Raw genomic sequence first — 18,307 nt, 5'->3', positions numbered from 1 at the left:
CTCATACAGTGGAAAAGGCCCACACCGTCATGATGCGGGCCTTACCGTGTTTACATATTACAGGGCCGATAAAATTTGCGGAATTACCTGTTTCTTACGGCTCATGACACCGGGCAGGTATACTTCACTGCTCAATACGTCTTTTTCAAAAGCCTTGCTGACAACGCCGTCCATATTTCCGGCATAAATCAGATTCGTCGCTTCATCGATAATGCTCGTAATCATTAAGAATGCCGCAATGTAGTCGTTATCGGCACGCAATTTTTCCAAAGCATTAATCAGAACCTGCTTCTGATCCAGTAAGTCCGTCGTATCCATAACCTGAACCTGTGCAACCGTAAAGGTCTTACCGTTACCGTTAAATTCCTTCATATCGTTGCGAACGATTTCGTCAGGCGTCAAGTCCGATACATTAGCACCGGCCTTCAACATTTCCATACCGTATTTTTCAATTTCAACGCCCGCTATTTCCGCTAACTGAGCGGCTGCCGCCTTGTCTTCTTCCGTGCACGTAGGCGACCGAAACAAAACCGTATCGGAAATAATAGCGGATAATAAAAGTCCTGCTATTTCTTTAGGTATTTCCGTACCGCTTTCATTATATAAAGACGTAACCATGGTAGCTGTGCAACCTACAGGACGGAAATGGATGAAAATCGGTCCGTCCGTAGCTAAGGTGCCGCCAATACGGTGATGATCGACAACCCCGACAATTTGTGCTTCATCAATACCGTCTATGATTTGTTTCTTTTCGTTATGGTCCACTAAGAAAACCTGTTTTTTAGGTGCGTGTGCCACACTGTCGGCACTGACGACACCTACATAGTCCGCTCCGTCCACAACTACGTAGCATCCTGTCTCGGGAACGTCATGACCGTTGTCGTTTACGGAAAAAGTCATTTGCGGTTCGTGAACCAAAGCTCTAACCGTATCCAATTCCGCACCGGTAACGGTTTTAATAAATTCTTCAGCCAAGGCACTGCGTTCAAGAACACCTACAAGCTTATTTCCCTTAACGACAGGTGCAAAAGCATGTTGATCATGTTCGTTAAACCATAAGGCCGCATCCTTTAAAGAGGCTTCTTCAGCAAGGGGTTTTAAGTTCCGATGAACCGCATCTTCTACCTTTACGTAAAAATCACTCATCAACTGTTGCGGCTTCACACCGAAATAATCAAGAGCAAACGCCGTTTCCTTATTAATTTCACCGGCCCGTACGGGTACGGCGTCAATACCTTGTAATTGTTTTAAACGAGCCATGCCGAAAGACGAACAGATAGAGTCCGTATCGGGACTTTTATGTCCTGTTACATAAATAGGTTCCATTGTAATCACCTCGTAAATTAACTTTAATAATATGTTATATAGTATAGCATAGCGCCCCTGCAAATTCCAGAATAAGACCTTATTCCTTCGCCTGTCTTTTTCATAAACAGACACAAAAAAAGACTCCCTGACGGGAGTCTTTTTCGGACCTTTTTATCGGCGTTCGCGAATACGGGCAGCTTTGCCTGTAAGTCCGCGCAAGTAATGAAGTTTCGCACGACGAACAATCCCGCGGCGAGATACTTCGATTTTTGCAAGACGGGGCGAATGTACAAGGAATGTACGTTCTACACCGATGCCGTAAGAAACACGACGAACCGTGAATGTTTCACGAACTCCGCCGTTTTGACGACCGATAACAACGCCTTCGAAGACCTGGACACGTTCACGGTTGCCTTCTACAACCTTTACATGAACTTTGACCGTGTCACCGGGGCGGAAATCGGGAATGTCCTTACGAAGTTGTTCTTGCTCAAGTACGCTGATAATGTTCATTTTTCTTTCCTCCTAATAGACATTCATGCCATCGTTATCGCCCACTTTCACGATAATCGTCCTTCCGACAGAGGAGTGCCTTAATTAACGTATTGATTCTACCATAAACAAATATGTTATGGCAAGCAAAATTACTTTACAGACCGTGACATTCAGGCATGACTTATTTCGTTTGTGTCATAACGCCGGTAGGCACAAAAGACCGTTTCATGTGTTCACAATAACCTTCATAGGTTGCTTTTTCCTTTACCGGATAAACGACGGAAAAGGATGAATATGTGCCGTTCGAATTGACGACAAGGACTTCATAAAACATTTTGTCCTTCTTTTGCCAACCGATGACATAACCGGTATCGCTTCTTTCCTGAATCGACAGCTGAGGCGAGCCGTTTACATTGAGGGCAATCCGATATAGCTGATCGGCCGTCATATTCATCATATTTCTCGTACCGTATGTAGAAATAACGGCCTGCGTCTTAGGATCCTCAAAATAACATCCGTCTCCTGACGGCGTTGCTTCCGATTCGGTAGCTACCGCAGGAATGTCGACAGAATATCCGTATCTCTGATTTATATATGTATTGTACCCCGTTGTTTGCGAGGCTTTAAGAACTACATCATCATTGGCCGTTCCTACACCGTATCCGGGCGTAGCCGCACCGACGCTGACGGAAGCTGCCACGGCAATTAATAAGCCGACAGCCAGAGTTTTTAAGTTAATCTTCATACACGCACCCTCCCTACTTTAGGATAACTTCTTAATGTCTCCTACAGGACTGATTAAGCCCAGCGTTCTGGTCAGTAAGTTCATACGATTATTCTTAACGGCTTCCTTTTCGTGCATGACTAATACATTATCCAGGAAGTTATTAATAGCACTTACGGCACGACCCAAAATTTCAACGGCACAACGGTAATCATAAACGGCGTAGGCCTGAGGCAATTCAGCTTCAACAGCCAAGCAGGCGGCATATAAAGCCTTTTCTTCTTCCGTTTCAAAAAGGGTATCGTCGACATCCGTATTCTGTGCATCTTTAACCATATTGGCAACACGAGTATACGCTTGCAGGAGTTCTTCCTGTGTCGAAAATTCGGAATCGCGCAAAGCCGTAGCCCGCTTTACGATTTCCGCCGCATTCATAGAGTCGCCCTGCAGAACGCAATCGATAATATGATAATCAAAGCCTGCATCTTGAAGGATATTTTTTAAGCGCAACGCGAAGTAATCATGAAGGCTTGCAATAACGTCTTCACGTTTATTCCTATCCGTTCCGAGCACTTCCAGAATGTAAGCAAAGACCTCATCGCAGTTAATATTCCAGCCCGCATCGATTAAAATGTTCAAAACGCCTATAGTTTGACGACGTAATGCAAAGGGGTCCTGAGACCCTGTAGGAATCAGCCCGAGGCTGAAAGAGCCGGTAATGGTATCGAATTTATCAGCCAGACTCAGCAAGAGACCCAAGGTCGTATGCGGCAATTCATCGCCGGCAAAACGGGGTAAATATTGTTCGAAGACGGCTTCCGCCGTTTCCGGTTCTTCTCCGTCAAGGAGTGCATATTCACGCCCCATAACCCCCTGAAGTTCCGTAAATTCTTGAACCATTTGTGTCAACAAGTCCGTCTTGGCCAAGTCAGCAAGATGTTTAATCTCGCCTTCTTCAACAGGCAAATCCAATTTAGCCGTCAAAAAGGTCATAATAGCGGCCAGGCGCTGAGACTTGTCAAATAACGTACCCAATCCGTCTTGGAAGACAATTCGCTTTAAGTCTTCCGTTCTGTCAGCCAAAGATTTCTTGCGATCTTCGGCAAAGAAAAACTTAGCATCGTCCAAACGAGCACGCAAAACACGTTCATTGCCGTGACGAACCGTATCCAAATGGTAATCGTCACCGTTGCGTACAGTCAGAAACATGTTCATCAACCGATCTTCCGAATCACGCAGGGGAAAATAGCGTTGATGGTCCTTCATAGGTGTAATAACTGCCGCTTCGGGAAGTTCCAAATAGTCCGTATCGAAACATCCGTACAAAGGCGTCGGATATTCAACAAGATAAACGACTTCTTCCAAGAGTTCCTCATCCATGACTACATGGCCGCCTTGCTTTTTTGCAACAGCATGCAACCCGTTGACAATCATATCACGACGTTCTTCAGGATCTACAATAATATAATGTTCTCTCAATAAGTCAACGTATTCGCCGGGTGCTTGAATATCGAAATCTCCCGTTCCGAGAAAACGATGACCGCGTGTAGTACGGCCCGACACAACATGAGCCATTTCAAAGGGTACCACCTCGGTACCGAACAACGCTACGAACCATCTCAGCGGGCGGACAAAACGCATGTCTTCATTACCCCAAGTCATACTTTTAGGGAAAGCAAGCGACGAAACGAGTCTCTTCATAATTTCGGGCAATAAGGCTTTCGTTTCTGAACCGGCAACAGTCACATCTGCATATACATAACCGTCTTCCGTAACCAATTCCGATACGTCAATATGCTGTCCTCGAGCAAATCCCATAGCTGCCTGAGTCGGGTTTCCGTCGGCATCAAAGGCGATTTTCACGGACGGACCTTTGTTCTTGGACGATACGTCGGCTTGTTTTTCAGCCAATCCGGTAACCAACAAAGCCAGGCGCCGCGGAGTTCCTACTGTACGAATGTCCTTATAGTCAAGATGATTTTTTGCAAATATATCGGCAGCTCCTTCATGCAACTGCTTCAATGCCGAAGGCATATAGTGTGCGGGAATTTCTTCAGTACCTATTTCCAGCAATAAATCTTTACTCATTATTTTCCCTCCTTCAACATGGGGAATCCCAATCTTTCCCGTTCTGCCAAATAAGCTTTAGCACAAGCTCGTGACATATTGCGAACGCGTCCGATAAAAGCCGCTCTTTCACTGACACTGATAGCTCCGCGTGCATCTAAGAGATTAAAGGCATGCGAGCACTTTAAAACATAGTCGTATGCAGGCAACACAAAGCCCTTTTCAATAGTACGTAATGCTTCTTTTTCATACATGTCGAACAAGGTGAACAACATATCCGAATCACTGATTTCAAAGGCATATGACGATTGTTCGAATTCATTTTGATGGAAAATGTCGCCGTAAGTTACGCCATCCGTCCATTCCAAGTCATATACATTTTCCACTCCTTGAATGTACATGGCCAGACGTTCCATGCCGTACGTAATTTCCGACGACACGGGTTTCACATCAATTCCGCCGACTTGCTGAAAATACGTAAACTGCGTAATTTCCATGCCGTCAAGCCACACTTCCCAACCGAGTCCCCAGGCGCCGAGCGTCGGCGATTCCCAGTTATCTTCAACGAAACGAATATCGTGTTCCTTCGGATTAATTCCCAGTACTTCCAAGCTTTGTAAATACAGTTCCTGAATATTATCCGGTGACGGCTTACAAATAACCTGAAATTGATGATGCTGATACAGGCGATTCGGATTGTCACCGTAACGACCGTCCGCCGGCCGACGTGACGGTTCTACGTAAGCAACATGCCACGGTTCGGGCCCCAAAGTCCGCAAAAACGTGGCCGGATTCATTGTCCCCGCGCCCTTTTCTACATCATACGGTTCCTGAATGATGCAGCCTTGCGAGGACCAGAATTTTTTCAATGCAAAAATCATATCCTGGAAATTCATCAATATCCCTCCTGAATACAAGAAGTCCCTGTAACACGCATGTGCTACAGGGACGAGTATACTTACCCGCGGTTCCACCCCGGTTGGTCATAAGACCCGCTTTATTAATCGGTCGGCCATACACATCGCACTGTCGCGACTTCCTGCCTCGGCCTTCAGAGCGCCTTCAATTCTTTGTAAGCTTCCACTGTCCTTACTCGCTGAATGAATCTACTTATTCTCCTGCATCGCCGTTATATTTATGATAACAAAGGCCTTGAACAAAGTCAAACAAAACAACTGTCAGCTAAGTCCTTCCCGGTGATTCGAATAAGGACCGAATAAAGAAACGAACAATTAAATACCCTAGGCACACACTTTAAAAAAGTCATCCGTTCAATCAAAAAGCCCGCCCTCTATGAAAGCGAGCTTTTTAAATTTATACGTCCTCTCCGTAATGAGAGTCGAAACGTTTGTTTAAATAGTTCGAATAAACGTATGCCAAGACGGCACCGGAAATATTATGCCAAGCACTGAATACGGCTCCGGGTACACCGGCTAAAGGCATGGATGCGAAGTGAACCTTGGCAAGGCCCGTTGCCAAGCCGGAATTCTGCATACCCACCTCAATGGATACGGCCACCATTTGTTTCCAGCTCATCCCCGTCAACTTACCGATAGCAAAGCCCAAAGCATAGCCCAATACGTTATGAAGAATAACGACAAGCAAAATAATAGCGGAACTGTTCAAAATAGCATTCCGACTTGCACCGATAATACCGGCAATGAGCAAGGAAATGGCAATGGATGACACGGCGGGAAGATAATCATTGGCCGTAGCTGCCAGTGCGGGTAAGAATTTTTTAACAGCCAACCCGAGAATAATGGGAATAATAACGATTTGAACAATGGAAATAAACATTCCCACAGGATCGAAGGCAATACTTTGTCCCAAAATAAGGTAGGTCAAAAGAGGCGTCATAATAGGCGAAATCAACGTTGATATACTCGTCATAGTAACCGAGAAGGCTACATCGCCCTTACTCATAAAGGTAATAACATTAGATGACGTACCACCCGGACAGGTACCGACGAGAACTACACCGACAGCCAAGGCCGGTTCAAGCTGAAAAGCATGGGACAATACGAACGCCAAAAAAGGCATAACGAAATACTGTGCCAAAATACCGAAAAAGATATTCTTCGGTTGCTTTAAAATAAGGGCAAAGTCCGACAAGTTAAGAGTCGTCCCCATGCCGAACATAATAATTCCTAAGAAAAGGCTGAGTACGGGAACTCCCAAAAACTTACCCATTACCCAGGAAAATGAGGTAGGCGTCGTTAAGCCCAAGATTAAGAAAATAATTGCAATAATACCGAAATACTTGCCGATAAGGGCACAAACATGTTTCATAAAGGCCATCCTTTCCATATAGCTTGTCCGCACAGGTAAAAAAAGTTACGACTCCCCGAACGAAGTCGTAACTAAATAGCACGAACAATATGAATTGATTATAGGCACAACGTTTATGCTTGTCAATAAGTTATAGGTTTGGTCCTACTATGATTTTAAAATATAACGTTTTACTCGTTAATTTTTTTATTCTTTATCAGGATAGCCTCTTATACCTGTCATTTCTCTTTATATAAATATATTAACCGATATTCTTATTTTTAATTACTTAATCTACATTCTTCAAATCATATGTATTTTTGTAAAACATTTTCCGCATAATTGTTTTTTATGTCACTTTATTGTGTATTGCAACTTTATTTGCTATGATTTTATAAAACCACTTCAGGTATAACTAGTATGTCTTATAATTGGTCAGTCAAAAGCGGTCTCTAATTACGTCTTGACATGAATAGTTTTATTACATTTTTTAAAGGAAGGTCTTTTCTATGCTATTTAAACGTACATTAGCATTTTTTATTCCGTTGCTATTTATAATTTTACCTATAAACGCTTCTTTTTTATCAGAGGAAGCTCATGCCGGTGAGCCTTATTGGAAATTTCATTCTGACTTAGAATCTACTGAATATTTTGACGCTGATTCTGTATCCATTGTTAGTGCAAAGTTCCCTTATTACTCTATCCGCGGCGCTGTATGGTCAGAATATCATGAAAATGGAAAACTAATTATATCAAAAAGTATTTATATTTTTTACTATAATGTAAATAATCATGTTATGAAAGGATGTGAAATATGGCGTGGATTCTATGCTATTGACGGCACTTTTCTATATTCTACATCCCCCAACAAATCTCTCATAACACTTCGGGCATCGTATATGAAGAGTTTCCCGCTTCTAACCGCAGTTGGTGAAATTTGTTTTCTTCGAGTGTATGATATCCCCTTCTCTGAGAGCGCTAAAACAAATTTAAACTAAATCCAGGAGAATACTAATGGACAAAAAAATTGCTGCAATACTTATATTTTCCTTTTAGTTATCATGGCACAAGGAGCTTATACCTATCATTTGATACAACAGGTTAGTGAACTTTCCCAAACAGTATCATCATTACACATTTCTAATGACGTAAAGCACTTAGGACATCGTATTGACTATATTGAGAGTAATGTCTCTTCTAATTCCGATAAATTAGATCAAATAAATAACGACATCAGTAGAAATACAAGGGATATTCAATCTACCACTTTTAAGATAAGAGAAATTATCGATCAGATAAATAATATAGTTCGTTATATTGATTATAACTTCTAACTCCAAACACCATTCAGATACAAATACTCGATAAACACTACAATATGTCTGTTTTCCTAAGTATTTTCATAAATAATTCCCATCTAAATACGTACTACCTAAAATCATTCTAATAAAGGCGGTGTATTATTTGAACAACAAGGAGTTTGCTATAATCTTAATTCTACTTATTATCATCATTCTCCAACAATATCAAATCCAAAAACTTACAAAAAAAGGGACTAATACTACTTTCTCCAACCTAAATTCTTCACCAACTATTCAGAAGTCTTCCCCAATTTTGCTGAAAAGCAAAAATTTTTTCATAAATCTCTTCACGTTTACTGGACGTATTAGTCGATGGAGATATTTTATGACCACAATATTAGCTAGCCCACTCCCAGTCATTTATATTTACTATCTCGAATCATCCCCTGTTACTATTTTTCTTGGCTGTAAAACTCTATTTGATTATATTCAAACTTTCCTTACACTATTACTTATTCTACTTCTCACAATCATAATTATTTCTGCAAAATGTAGACGCTGGCATGATTTAGGAAAAAGTAGTAATTATATTTTTGCAAACATATTTCTAAGCCATCTTTTTATTCCCTATGGTTTTTTATTCTCAGAATTCATTATGCTTATAGTTGCTGGAGATGATAAGACAAATAAGTACGGAGACCCTCCGGACTGGTAACTCGCCTGTTATCTATACAAATTAATTTATATAACTATATTTTTAATAACAGCTACTACTATACAATACTATAAATACATATCAGTATTTTTAAAGGACAGTTTCTAGAAATAACCTTATAAAAGTTCTAGAAATCTGTCCTTTTATTGTCTGTAAAAGTGCCCCTTAGAAGCATATACTAATATTTTCTGTCATCTATTATACGAATGACGACTATTTCCGGCGACGGTCCTGTACGAAAAAGAGCTCCCCATGAACCGTATCCCGATGAGACAACAGCTGTCATTTTTCCTATAAAACGAGTACCGTAGTCGAATAGGAACATGTGTCTTGTTCCCAAGCGATTGGGCCAAAATTGGCCTGCATGAGTATGCCCGCTCACGTATAAATCATAGTTTTGAAGAGCGGCCTGCTCAATACGCACAGGCTCATGTTCTACAAACACGTTAAATTGTCCCGGAGCGGCAATCGGAACATCGTCACCGTTTCCGAGCAAGTAATCGGCTGCCCCGGTTATGCTGATACCGACCCCCGTATCCTTACGCTCATCTATTAGACACTCAATGCCTCCCGCTTCCAAAACCTGCCGTTCTTTATCAACATTCATGCCGTAGTAATCGTGATTTCCCAAAACAGCCATATATCGCCCTTGGCCCCGCCCTAATTGCGCAAACCCGTTGAGAGAGCCGTCTTTTAAAACAAATGAAAGGTTCCCGTCTATAATATCTCCACCGAAAAGAACAATCTGTGCCCCTAACTGCTCCAATCGAACCTTAAGCTTTTGCACAAAAGGCTTACCCAAAACGGCGCCTAAATGTATATCACTTAAAAAAGCGATAGTTACCTCGCCGTCCACCTTGTCTGACTGTATATCCACATACCTGTATACGGGATGAGTAGCCTTATAGTACCCGTACAGTAAGATAAGGCCTAAAATAAAGACCCATCCCCTTCCGTACATCGACAATAGAACTGCTAAGGAATCGTTTTTCGAAAACACGGTTGCAATCTTTATAAAATAATACGGGATAAGGGCCAAAAGGCCATAGTAGGTCGCAACAAACCAATAACCGCCTATAGGTGTCAATATTTTTACAAGACGTAAAGGTAACGCAAGGGCTCCTACATAAGGAATGACAAATAATAGCGGCGACAAAGCAAAAATTATCATCCCCGTAAAATTGTCCAATATTGAAAAAGCGGCGGCATACATAGGCCATTGTGCCAAAGATACAAGAGCCCCTATGAAGCCTACGACAAGATAAAACAAATAACGTCTTTTTTCCATTATTACCTCAATATAAGAAAAGTCGGCCCGAAAAATGACGAGCCGACAAAATCTTTCGTTAATACCGATTACAAAGTTTTGTACAAAAGTCTTTCCATATTTTTGTACATAATCTTTTCCAAGGCTTCTTCGTCGTATCCGCGACGTTTCAGAATATCCGTAAAGTTTCGTACTTTTGTCGCATCTTCCAAGTCCTTTGTACTTACTTGTCCGGGCTCGGCGAAGGATAAGGCATTTTCATCCAAAAAATCGCAAAAGTCAAATCCGCAACCTACATGGTCAATCCCTACCAGATTTACCATATAATCAACATGATCCGCCAATTTTTCCGCCGACGGTGTTTTTTCATCAATAAAGGCCGGCCAGGCATTCATGCCGATAACGCCTCCCGTAGAAGCAATGATTTTAATCTGCTCATCCTTCAGATTACGCTTAGCCGGACAAAGGGCATATGCATTGGAATGAGATGCCAACAGGGGTTTTGTCGCTGTCTCCACTATGCCGTAAAAGGTCTTTTCACTGGCATGAGACACATCGACAATCATACCGAGTTTCTCCATTAAATGCACGGCAGCGATACCTGCCGGTTTCAAGCCGTAAATTCCCTGTGTATCACCGGCCCCGACGGCAAACTCATTTTCTTCATTCCACGTCAACATGGCATGACGAACCCCTAAATCATACAGGGCTTCCAAGAAAACAGTGCGTCCTTTGAGCCCGCTAAGGCCTTCCATCCCCCAGAGTATAGCGGTCTTCCCCGCATCTCTCAAGGCTTTTAAATCATCCGCTTTTTTTATAATCCCCAATACATCTTGATTCTCCCTGAATTCCTGAGAGGCATATCCCAAAATCTCCAACATTCGTTCCGTCGGTTCCTGTACATAATCCCGTTCAATCCAGACCGCAGCAATCATGGCTCCTATATTGCCTTCAGCCAGCCGCTGCGCATGATAGTTCTGAAAAATACGGGTTTCTCCTGCCGCTCTATGCTTAGCAACATGACATAATATATCCGAATGTCCGTCAAAAACATACGCCATCGGTCATCCCCCCTGTAATACCTTAAAGTCCGAGCATACTGCCTACAATAATTCCCAAATACGTACCGATAACATAGCCGAAAGTACCGACGAGCATACACGGCCCTACAAGACGATACCATCCTTGAGAAATCGCCATGCCGGCCGCCGTCGTCGGTCCGCCGATATTGGCATTGGACGCCAAGATAATGTCTTCCAAATCAAACTTGAAGAGTTTCCCGAAAACAAAGCAAAAAGCCATATTGACAAGGACAACAATAAGACAAAATACGAGCAACAAGGGAGCATTTTGAATAATTTCGGAAATTGATGCGGGAACGCCGATAACAAAGAAGAAAAGATAAATAAAGTACGTTCCGATTTCCTGTGATCCGTTCATAGAGGCTACCTGCTTGTGGCAGAAAGTAGCAAAACACATGGCAAGTAAGGTAATCCACACATACTGACTACCGAAAAAGGTGTTACACATCTGCAAAAGGCCCGTATCCTTGGGAACAACCGTACCGAAGAAGGCCGCAATAGCCTTGGAGACAGCTACGACAATGACGGCATACATAAGATTTAAAGCAATATCTTTTAAAGAAATCTCTTTTCTGCCCCAATATTTAGCTGCCAATGTTTCTCCGTCTTCAGACTTGCCGTTTGCGGCAACGTCATCAATATGAGGGTGCGTATAATACTTTCTGAAAAAAGCATTCCCTGCAACGGCAATGAGGATTAAAAAGTAAATAGCCATATTCAGATTGTCGGCCACAACAGTAGCGGAAATAACGGTCCCTTTAACCTTAAATGCATCTGCCAAAGCCGTGAAATTAACACCGCCGCCAATGTATGAACCTGTGATCATGGCAGCTACACTGTTTAGATCCGGTATATAGGAACCGAGTACGGCATATCCGAGCAAAGCTCCGGCTACCGTGCCGACGGAACCGATAAGGAAGATAAAAAACATCCGTCCCGTCTCTTTCCAGATTTTACGCATATTAGCTTGCAGCAAAAGCAAAGGAATGGCAATGGGAACGGCAAATCCCCAGACAACATCGTCGAACAAGGGAGCCGACGTCGGAATAATCTGCAAATTAACCAGTACCAATGCAAAAACTAAGGCTATAATAGCTCCCGAAAGTTTCGAGGCCCATGCATAATGTTGCTCTAAGTAAATAGATATTCCGGCAGCCGAACACATGATAGCGAGCAATACCCATGTGTTTTCAGGCGATACCAAAGTATTCATATATATTCCTCCTCTGTAATCATTTATTATTATCATACGGATGGAGCTTCTGCCTGTCAATTACTCAAACTCATGTATACATTATTTTTTCATCTTCTCGTATTGGACAAAGTGTGTTTTGAAAGGTACAATGAATTTACGCCTTTTTTCCGTAAAGGAGATGATTACATGAAGGCCATTATATTATACTGTTCCCGTTCGGGAAACACAGAGGCTCTTGCCCATCGAGTTTGTCAAACTATTCCTTGCGATACTTTAAAAGTAGAACCGAAAGAACCGTATGGAAACTATTTACAATCGATTTTACGCGTACGTAAAGAACGTAAAAAAGATATAGTCCCCGAAACGGCTACTCCCGTTCCGGACCTTTCGTCATATGATACGGTTTTTGTAGGCTTTCCCGTATGGTTTTCCGATATACCCGCCTTTTTCTCCGAATTTTTAAGTCGTTGCGACTTAAAGGAAAAAACCGTCATTCCTTTTTCTACGGCTACGAACAGTAATATTTTAAAAAGTTTGACAACCTTAAAAAAGGTCTGTCCCCAAAGTATTATTAAATATCCTTTCGATCACATTCGCTTAAAACGATGCGATACGGCCGGCTGGCTCGGCCTTATAAAAGCGGATAAAAGTTTATAAAATTCTACACCAAAAAAGAACGGCATGGAAAATGAATCTTCCATACCGTTCTTTCTTTATATCTGCATCTACTTTATATTTCTTTTAACATCTTGCCTGCGTTATACGCAGCCCGTACGTTGGGGAATACTTTTTCAATCATACCGTCTTCATCAATAATATAGGTTGTACGAATAAGCCCTGTTACGGTCTTACCGTACAGCTTCTTTTCACCCCATACACCGTACATATTGATAACTTTTTTATCCGGATCCGCCAAGATGGTAAAGGGCAGACTATATTTCTCGGCAAAATTCTTATGAGACTCTGCCGTATCCTTACTGATGCCGACAATGACAGCATTCTTGTCTGCAAACTCCGGCTGTAATTCCGCAAAGCGTTGGGCTTGATTGGTACACCCCTTTGTATCGTCTTCAGCGTAAAAATACAGAACGACCTTCTTACCTTTAAAATCGGATAAGCTGACTGCTTTTCCCCTTTGATCAGCCAGTGTAAAATCAGGAGCTTTCGTCCCCGTTGCAAGCATCATATATATCTCTCCTATTCTTCATCTACAAGGGCAATAACTTCCGATCTGTTATTGTGCGACTTCATAACCAGGTCATAAGTCTTAATAGCTGCAATGGCAATAGGTATACCGATACAAAACCCGATAATAGCTCCGTTTTGTGTCGACGTTCCGAAAGCCTGCGGGCCTATATAGGCACCGGCAACGGCACACAACAAAATAAGAAGCAACGGTAATCCGAAACACAACAGCGCTCCCGATACCATATGTTCATCGGGAATCGTAAATTCCACATATTCGCCTTTTTTTGCACCGATCTTATTGACTGCATCTATAACCACATTGTCGGCACAAAGGGATGCACTGCACGGCGAATACAAGCTGTTACGATTGGTCTGTATACGTACCATACCGTTGGGCAACACTTCTTCTATCGTACCCGTATTGGTTCTCATATTAAAACACCTCTGTTACTTAGTAATCTATGACTTCGACTAGATTATAACACGTCGTCAAGACCCTTTACAACACTACTGCAGTATACTTTAAGCTCCGCAGCCCCCTTTAAGTTGTCCTGTCAAACGATGCATATACCACCTATATAATGCAAATAACAGTACAGTCGTAATGCCCCAGCTGATAGGATAGATCATCATAAGAACGGAAAATCCGGGATTGGCGGCAAAAACCGTATATACCCAAATAATCCGCACCGCACAAATACCGATGAGTGTCACAATAGCCGGCGGCAAGGAAAAGCCGTAGCCGCGCATGGCACCGGAAAGCACTTCCATACAAATATTCAAAATCTCCAATTCGACAACATAGTGTATGCGAATCAACCCCAACTCTATGACAGCCGGATCACTCGTAAAGATATGCAACACGGCTTCCCCTTTAACATAAACAAAGGCGGCCATAACGACAAATACAGCTACACTCATTTTCATACATAACGTCGTGACCTGCCGACAGCGATGAATCTGCCGTGCTCCGAAATTTTGTCCTACAAAGGTTGTAGTCGCTTGCCCAAAGGACATAAGAATAACATAAACATTAATTTCCAAGATAAAAGAAGCAGCCGATGCGGCCATGGCATCGGGCCCCAAGCTGTTAATGGCCGTTTGAATGATAAGATTGGCTACGGAAAAAACCATCCCTTGAATTCCTGCCGGCATTCCGATAGACAACATTCTCTTTAGATGTTCCTTATGAAAGGTCAGGTCCTTAATTCGAACAGACAGAACATCGTTCCTTTTATATAGAGCAAAGAATAAAATACCCGATGCCGTCATATTGGCAATAACCGTACCCCCCGCCACTCCGGCCAGTCCCAAATCAAAGACGGTTACACTTATTAAATCCAAAACTATATTCAACATACTGGCTACAAATAAAGCAGCCAAAGGTATGGTAACTTCTCCGCGACTGCGAAATAAAGCCGCCTGAAAGTTATAAAGGCTGACAAAGGGTACTCCGGAAAAATAAATACGCATGTATAATTCCGCTTCCGGTAGTATTTCTTTGGGAACGCCCAGAAGATGTAAGGCCGGAACGGCAAATACCTGACCTACAACGAGAAGAAGAATGCCTATAATCAGAGACAAGGCAAAGGCGGTATGAACAGCCTTTGAGGCTTCTTTATACTTACCGCCGCCCAAAAGCTGGGCAACGACTACGTTACCGCCCAAGGATAAGCCGAGCAAGAGGGATAAAAAAAGCCCTACTACGGGAATGTCGTTGCCTACGGCCGCCATGGCCTGTTTGCCCACAAATTGTCCCAACACGGTCAAATCCGCACCATTGTATAATTGTTGCAACAAAGCCGTTGCCACCAATGGCAAGGTAAAGGCCAAAACCTTATCCCATAACGAGCCGTGCAACATATCGATAGGACCGCCGAACTTCATCTATCTCTCCCCTCCTTCCTTAAACAACAGGAGAACTGCGAAACATAATGTTTACGCAGTTCTCTTGGGTCAATACTTATTACCCCTGACACGTATGATTGGGGTCATCATCAAATTCGTGACACCCTACCTCGGGGTCATATGCAAGATTATTTGATAAAAATGCGTTAACCGCATCATCGGCACGAGCAATAACACCCGCATACAGCTCCATCCCGCTTTCACGTACGGCCTTCTGCGCACAACCGCCGATATTGCCGCAAATAACGATATTGACACCCAATTCTTTCAAAAGTCGAGTCACCGCTCCGTGACCTTCCGCTTCATTGGCAACGAGGTGAGCTGCCGTTACGGCACCGTTTTCGACCGTATACAACTTGATTTCTCTCGCCCTGCCAAAATGCTGAAATACCTTTCCGTCTTCATACGGTACTGCTATTTTCATGAGCATAAGCCTCCTTTAAATATCTTCTATATACTTGCTTGATAATAGTAATATAGTCCCAACCCGTCGTCAATCATTTTTCCTATACCGTATGCAAGGTATGAATCGTAATTTCTCTGGAACAACCGATGCGCAAAGGCAACCAATGACCTGTTCCCCGATTAACATAGCAATAGGTATCACCTTGCCGATACAGTCCCCTTAAATAAGCATATTTAAGAGACGCTACGGGAGCTGCGAAAACCAGCTGTCCGCCGTGCGTATGGCCTGACAAGACCAAAGATACGCCGGCTACGGCGGCCGGATCGAAAAAATCGGGATGATGAGCCAATAAAACGGCAAACATGTCCTGCGGCCTGCCTCGAAGAGCCTGCTTCGTAAATTCCTTAGCTTGCCGTTCAAAGGCTTCCCTCGTCTTGGCAAAGCTGTAATCCGTAGCTGCCAGAAAAAAAGCTTGACCGGGAAAACGCTGCGGCCGAACAACAACCCCTTCATTACGTAAAATATGCACTCCCGCATTTTTCAACATAGTCGTCACATATTGTACGTCATGAAAATATTCATGGTTACCGTAGCAAAAATATATGCCGTCGCGAAAACGGGATACCTTTCCGGCCAATACGTCTCCGCACTCGGGTACCAGACACATTTCATCAGCCAAATCACCCGTAATAACGAGTATATCCGCATTATTTTCGGCTACCTTGTCAATAGCTCGGCCTAAATCATCCGGCCCTAAGAAAACACCTACGTGCATATCCGATATGTGGCCTATAATATAGCCGTCCAATTCGGCAGGCAGCGACTTGAAAGTGAGAGTCTGTCGCTCTGTAACAACACACGCATTCCCGTCCGTCAGTCCGAAGGTCGTAACAAGTCCCGCCCCGACGGGGACTAAGACGGCCCTCTTCAAAAACCTCCGTCGCCCTGTGTCGACACTATGGACCTTATGAACTCCGCCCCTTTTCCCGTGTCTTTTTATAAAGGCGACAGCCGTCCCTACGATGACCAAAGGAAGGAGCGCAAACCAGGTGATCAGCCAATCCAATCCGGCCATAGCCGCATACTGCAGCCCCTTAATGTAAGACATATCATAAAAGCTGTAGTACGTTTCTTCGTAAAAGCGTACACCTATAGCAATGACAAGGGTACAAAGGGCAAAAACAAGAATCTTTACGAACTTGGATTGAGATTTTGCAATATAAAAAAAAGCTGCTGCCGACAAAACGGATCCGCCGGCAGTAATGATTAGAAAGAGAACTAAAAACCAACCTTTCATGATAGTAAAGCCGTGATTTTACCGTGCGGCCCTGCCCATGGCAAAGACGTGTACTCACAAACCGGCAACCACTGCCACTTCTCCTTTTCTGTCAAATTTCCGCCCGTATATTGGCCTTCATATACGGAAAGATGCCATTTTTTATGAGAAAAAACATGTTTAATCTTCATGACAATCTCAGGTTCTATGAAAACGGATATTCCTACGGACGCCATTAAATCCTTCAGCTTTTCTTCTGCCCGTCCTTCTTCGCCGCGTACGGCCGGAAACTCCCACATAGATGCCAGAAGTCCGCGATCCGGCCGCTGCCGGACCAGAACGGACTTATTTCTGCGACATACTAATACGGCATATTTCTCTTCAGTCTGTTTTTTAGAAGCAAGGCGCACGGGCAAGACCGTCTCCATACCCGCAGCCTTGGCTTCGCAAAAATCTGCTAAAGGGCAATCCGAGCACCGCGGATACTTGGGAATGCAAATAACGGCACCGAATTCCATAAGTGCTTCGTTGAAATCTCCGGCTCTACCCGGCGGAATCTGCGACTCCACAAGTCGTGTAACCTCTTTTTTTACATTTGTCGACAAAATATTTTCTTCAATCTTGTATAACCTTGCCAGAACACGCAAAACATTGCCGTCTACAGCCGCTACGGGACGATTATAGGCAAGACTTGAAATAGCTCCTGCCGTATAGTCGCCTACACCTTTCAAGGTAAGCAGTTCCGCTTTTTCACTGGGAATAACGCCACCGTATTTATTTTGAACTTCCCGTACGGCAGTCAGCAAGTTTTTAGCTCGCGAATAATATCCCAATCCTTGCCACTGACGCAAGACATCCTGCTCATCCGCAGCAGCCAGTTCCGCTACGGAAGGGAACTGCTCCATCCAACTTTCATAATACGGTTTTACAGTCTCCACCTTGGTTTGCTGCGACATGACTTCCGACACCCATACGGCATAAGGATCTCGCTTACCTTCACTGCGCCAGGGCAGTGGTCGGCGGTTTTTACTAAACCACTCCAACAATAAAAGTGGCCACTTATCTGAATTTTTCACCGGTATATTTCCTTTTCACTCAATATGTTTA

At 43.3% G+C, this 18,307-nt stretch carries 18 protein-coding genes; 3 read left to right on the top strand and 15 right to left on the bottom strand.

Annotated features, from left to right (window positions below):
- Window positions 1-57: 57 nt before the first annotated feature.
- The 6 genes from HMPREF9429_RS05790 to HMPREF9429_RS05765 form a co-directional block, all read right to left on the bottom strand.
- The gene (locus tag HMPREF9429_RS05790; RefSeq protein ID WP_040773964.1) at window positions 58-1,326 is read right to left on the bottom strand and encodes a manganese-dependent inorganic pyrophosphatase; all 1,269 of its coding nucleotides are present in this window, start codon (window positions 1,324-1,326) and stop codon (window positions 58-60) included.
- A gap of 153 nt (window positions 1,327-1,479) precedes the next feature.
- A complete protein-coding gene (gene rplS, locus HMPREF9429_RS05785; RefSeq protein ID WP_006942354.1) occupies window positions 1,480-1,821 on the bottom strand; it encodes a 50S ribosomal protein L19 in 342 nt (113 codons plus the stop codon).
- Window positions 1,822-1,984: 163 nt separating this feature from the next.
- Window positions 1,985-2,548, bottom strand: coding sequence for a hypothetical protein (locus HMPREF9429_RS05780; RefSeq protein ID WP_006942353.1), 564 nt, complete (start codon window positions 2,546-2,548; stop codon window positions 1,985-1,987).
- 18 nt (window positions 2,549-2,566) lie between these two features.
- On the bottom strand, window positions 2,567-4,615 hold the full coding sequence (glyS, locus tag HMPREF9429_RS05775; RefSeq protein ID WP_006942352.1) for a glycine--tRNA ligase subunit beta: 2,049 nt from the start codon (window positions 4,613-4,615) through the stop codon (window positions 2,567-2,569).
- Window positions 4,615-5,490 (bottom strand): glycine--tRNA ligase subunit alpha, encoded by an 876-nt coding sequence (gene glyQ / locus HMPREF9429_RS05770; protein WP_006942351.1) that lies wholly within the window; start codon window positions 5,488-5,490, stop codon window positions 4,615-4,617. The genes glyS and glyQ overlap by 1 nt, the downstream gene beginning before the upstream one ends.
- Window positions 5,491-5,908: 418 nt before the next feature.
- Window positions 5,909-6,883, bottom strand: a complete 975-nt coding sequence (locus tag HMPREF9429_RS05765; RefSeq protein ID WP_040773959.1) for a bile acid:sodium symporter family protein — start codon at window positions 6,881-6,883, stop codon at window positions 5,909-5,911.
- A gap of 488 nt (window positions 6,884-7,371) precedes the next feature.
- Between HMPREF9429_RS05765 and HMPREF9429_RS05760 the strand changes: the two genes are divergently transcribed.
- On the top strand, window positions 7,372-7,860 hold the full coding sequence (locus HMPREF9429_RS05760; protein WP_006942349.1) for a hypothetical protein: 489 nt from the start codon (window positions 7,372-7,374) through the stop codon (window positions 7,858-7,860).
- 457 nt (window positions 7,861-8,317) lie between these two features.
- Window positions 8,318-8,878, top strand: coding sequence for a DUF805 domain-containing protein (locus HMPREF9429_RS09435; protein ID WP_006942347.1), 561 nt, complete (start codon window positions 8,318-8,320; stop codon window positions 8,876-8,878).
- Between the two features lie 178 nt (window positions 8,879-9,056).
- Here HMPREF9429_RS09435 and HMPREF9429_RS05750 read toward each other — a convergent pair whose 3' ends face one another.
- The 3 genes from HMPREF9429_RS05750 to HMPREF9429_RS05740 all read right to left on the bottom strand — a co-directional run bounded on the left by HMPREF9429_RS05750 (window position 9,057) and on the right by HMPREF9429_RS05740 (window position 12,440).
- Window positions 9,057-10,166, bottom strand: coding sequence for a metallophosphoesterase (locus HMPREF9429_RS05750; RefSeq protein ID WP_006942346.1), 1,110 nt, complete (start codon window positions 10,164-10,166; stop codon window positions 9,057-9,059).
- A gap of 68 nt (window positions 10,167-10,234) precedes the next feature.
- Window positions 10,235-11,206 (bottom strand): dipeptidase, encoded by a 972-nt coding sequence (locus HMPREF9429_RS05745; protein WP_006942335.1) that lies wholly within the window; start codon window positions 11,204-11,206, stop codon window positions 10,235-10,237.
- A gap of 22 nt (window positions 11,207-11,228) precedes the next feature.
- Window positions 11,229-12,440, bottom strand: coding sequence for a DUF819 family protein (locus HMPREF9429_RS05740; RefSeq protein WP_040773952.1), 1,212 nt, complete (start codon window positions 12,438-12,440; stop codon window positions 11,229-11,231).
- Between the two features lie 168 nt (window positions 12,441-12,608).
- Here HMPREF9429_RS05740 and HMPREF9429_RS05735 point away from each other — a divergent pair, with 168 nt between their 5' ends.
- Complete coding sequence (locus HMPREF9429_RS05735) at window positions 12,609-13,079, top strand: flavodoxin (RefSeq protein WP_040773949.1); 471 nt, start codon at window positions 12,609-12,611, stop codon at window positions 13,077-13,079.
- A 73-nt stretch (window positions 13,080-13,152) separates the two neighbouring features.
- On the opposite strand, the gene bcp is transcribed toward HMPREF9429_RS05735, so the two are convergent.
- The 6 genes from bcp to mutY all read right to left on the bottom strand — a co-directional run bounded on the left by bcp (window position 13,153) and on the right by mutY (window position 18,276).
- Window positions 13,153-13,608: a thioredoxin-dependent thiol peroxidase gene (gene bcp, locus HMPREF9429_RS05730; protein WP_006942330.1), complete on the bottom strand. Its 456-nt coding sequence runs from the start codon at window positions 13,606-13,608 to the stop codon at window positions 13,153-13,155.
- 11 nt (window positions 13,609-13,619) lie between these two features.
- Window positions 13,620-14,042 carry a SoxR reducing system RseC family protein gene (locus HMPREF9429_RS05725; RefSeq protein WP_006942329.1) on the bottom strand — a complete coding sequence of 141 codons (423 nt, stop codon included), beginning with the start codon at window positions 14,040-14,042 and terminating at the stop codon, window positions 13,620-13,622.
- Between the two features lie 90 nt (window positions 14,043-14,132).
- Window positions 14,133-15,497 carry an MATE family efflux transporter gene (locus tag HMPREF9429_RS05720; RefSeq protein ID WP_006942328.1) on the bottom strand — a complete coding sequence of 455 codons (1,365 nt, stop codon included), beginning with the start codon at window positions 15,495-15,497 and terminating at the stop codon, window positions 14,133-14,135.
- 79 nt (window positions 15,498-15,576) lie between these two features.
- Window positions 15,577-15,942, bottom strand: a complete 366-nt coding sequence (locus HMPREF9429_RS05715; RefSeq protein WP_040773946.1) for a NifB/NifX family molybdenum-iron cluster-binding protein — start codon at window positions 15,940-15,942, stop codon at window positions 15,577-15,579.
- An 82-nt stretch (window positions 15,943-16,024) separates the two neighbouring features.
- A complete protein-coding gene (locus tag HMPREF9429_RS05710) occupies window positions 16,025-17,221 on the bottom strand; it encodes a metallophosphoesterase (protein WP_006942326.1) in 1,197 nt (398 codons plus the stop codon).
- Window positions 17,218-18,276: an A/G-specific adenine glycosylase gene (gene mutY, locus HMPREF9429_RS05705; protein ID WP_006942325.1), complete on the bottom strand. Its 1,059-nt coding sequence runs from the start codon at window positions 18,274-18,276 to the stop codon at window positions 17,218-17,220. The genes HMPREF9429_RS05710 and mutY overlap by 4 nt, the downstream gene beginning before the upstream one ends.
- Window positions 18,277-18,307 lie beyond the last annotated feature (31 nt).

This window comes from Megasphaera micronuciformis F0359 (assembly GCF_000165735.1).
GTDB lineage: Bacteria > Bacillota > Negativicutes > Veillonellales > Megasphaeraceae > Megasphaera > Megasphaera micronuciformis.
The sequence above is the reverse complement of the archived record's forward strand: the minus strand, read 5'-3'. Positions and strand labels throughout refer to the sequence as shown.

Coding starts and splice junctions, on each gene's coding strand:
- HMPREF9429_RS05790 (WP_040773964.1), bottom strand. CDS start 1,326: ATGGAACCTATTTATGTAACAGGACATAAAAGTCCCGATACGGACTCT.
- rplS (WP_006942354.1), bottom strand. CDS start 1,821: ATGAACATTATCAGCGTACTTGAGCAAGAACAACTTCGTAAGGACATT.
- HMPREF9429_RS05780 (WP_006942353.1), bottom strand. CDS start 2,548: ATGAAGATTAACTTAAAAACTCTGGCTGTCGGCTTATTAATTGCCGTG.
- glyS (WP_006942352.1), bottom strand. CDS start 4,615: ATGAGTAAAGATTTATTGCTGGAAATAGGTACTGAAGAAATTCCCGCA.
- glyQ (WP_006942351.1), bottom strand. CDS start 5,490: ATGAATTTCCAGGATATGATTTTTGCATTGAAAAAATTCTGGTCCTCG.
- HMPREF9429_RS05765 (WP_040773959.1), bottom strand. CDS start 6,883: ATGAAACATGTTTGTGCCCTTATCGGCAAGTATTTCGGTATTATTGCA.
- HMPREF9429_RS05760 (WP_006942349.1), top strand. CDS start 7,372: ATGCTATTTAAACGTACATTAGCATTTTTTATTCCGTTGCTATTTATA.
- HMPREF9429_RS05750 (WP_006942346.1), bottom strand. CDS start 10,166: ATGGAAAAAAGACGTTATTTGTTTTATCTTGTCGTAGGCTTCATAGGG.
- HMPREF9429_RS05745 (WP_006942335.1), bottom strand. CDS start 11,206: ATGGCGTATGTTTTTGACGGACATTCGGATATATTATGTCATGTTGCT.
- HMPREF9429_RS05740 (WP_040773952.1), bottom strand. CDS start 12,440: ATGAATACTTTGGTATCGCCTGAAAACACATGGGTATTGCTCGCTATC.
- HMPREF9429_RS05735 (WP_040773949.1), top strand. CDS start 12,609: ATGAAGGCCATTATATTATACTGTTCCCGTTCGGGAAACACAGAGGCT.
- bcp (WP_006942330.1), bottom strand. CDS start 13,608: ATGATGCTTGCAACGGGGACGAAAGCTCCTGATTTTACACTGGCTGAT.
- HMPREF9429_RS05725 (WP_006942329.1), bottom strand. CDS start 14,042: ATGAGAACCAATACGGGTACGATAGAAGAAGTGTTGCCCAACGGTATG.
- HMPREF9429_RS05720 (WP_006942328.1), bottom strand. CDS start 15,497: ATGAAGTTCGGCGGTCCTATCGATATGTTGCACGGCTCGTTATGGGAT.
- HMPREF9429_RS05715 (WP_040773946.1), bottom strand. CDS start 15,942: ATGAAAATAGCAGTACCGTATGAAGACGGAAAGGTATTTCAGCATTTT.
- HMPREF9429_RS05710 (WP_006942326.1), bottom strand. CDS start 17,221: ATGAAAGGTTGGTTTTTAGTTCTCTTTCTAATCATTACTGCCGGCGGA.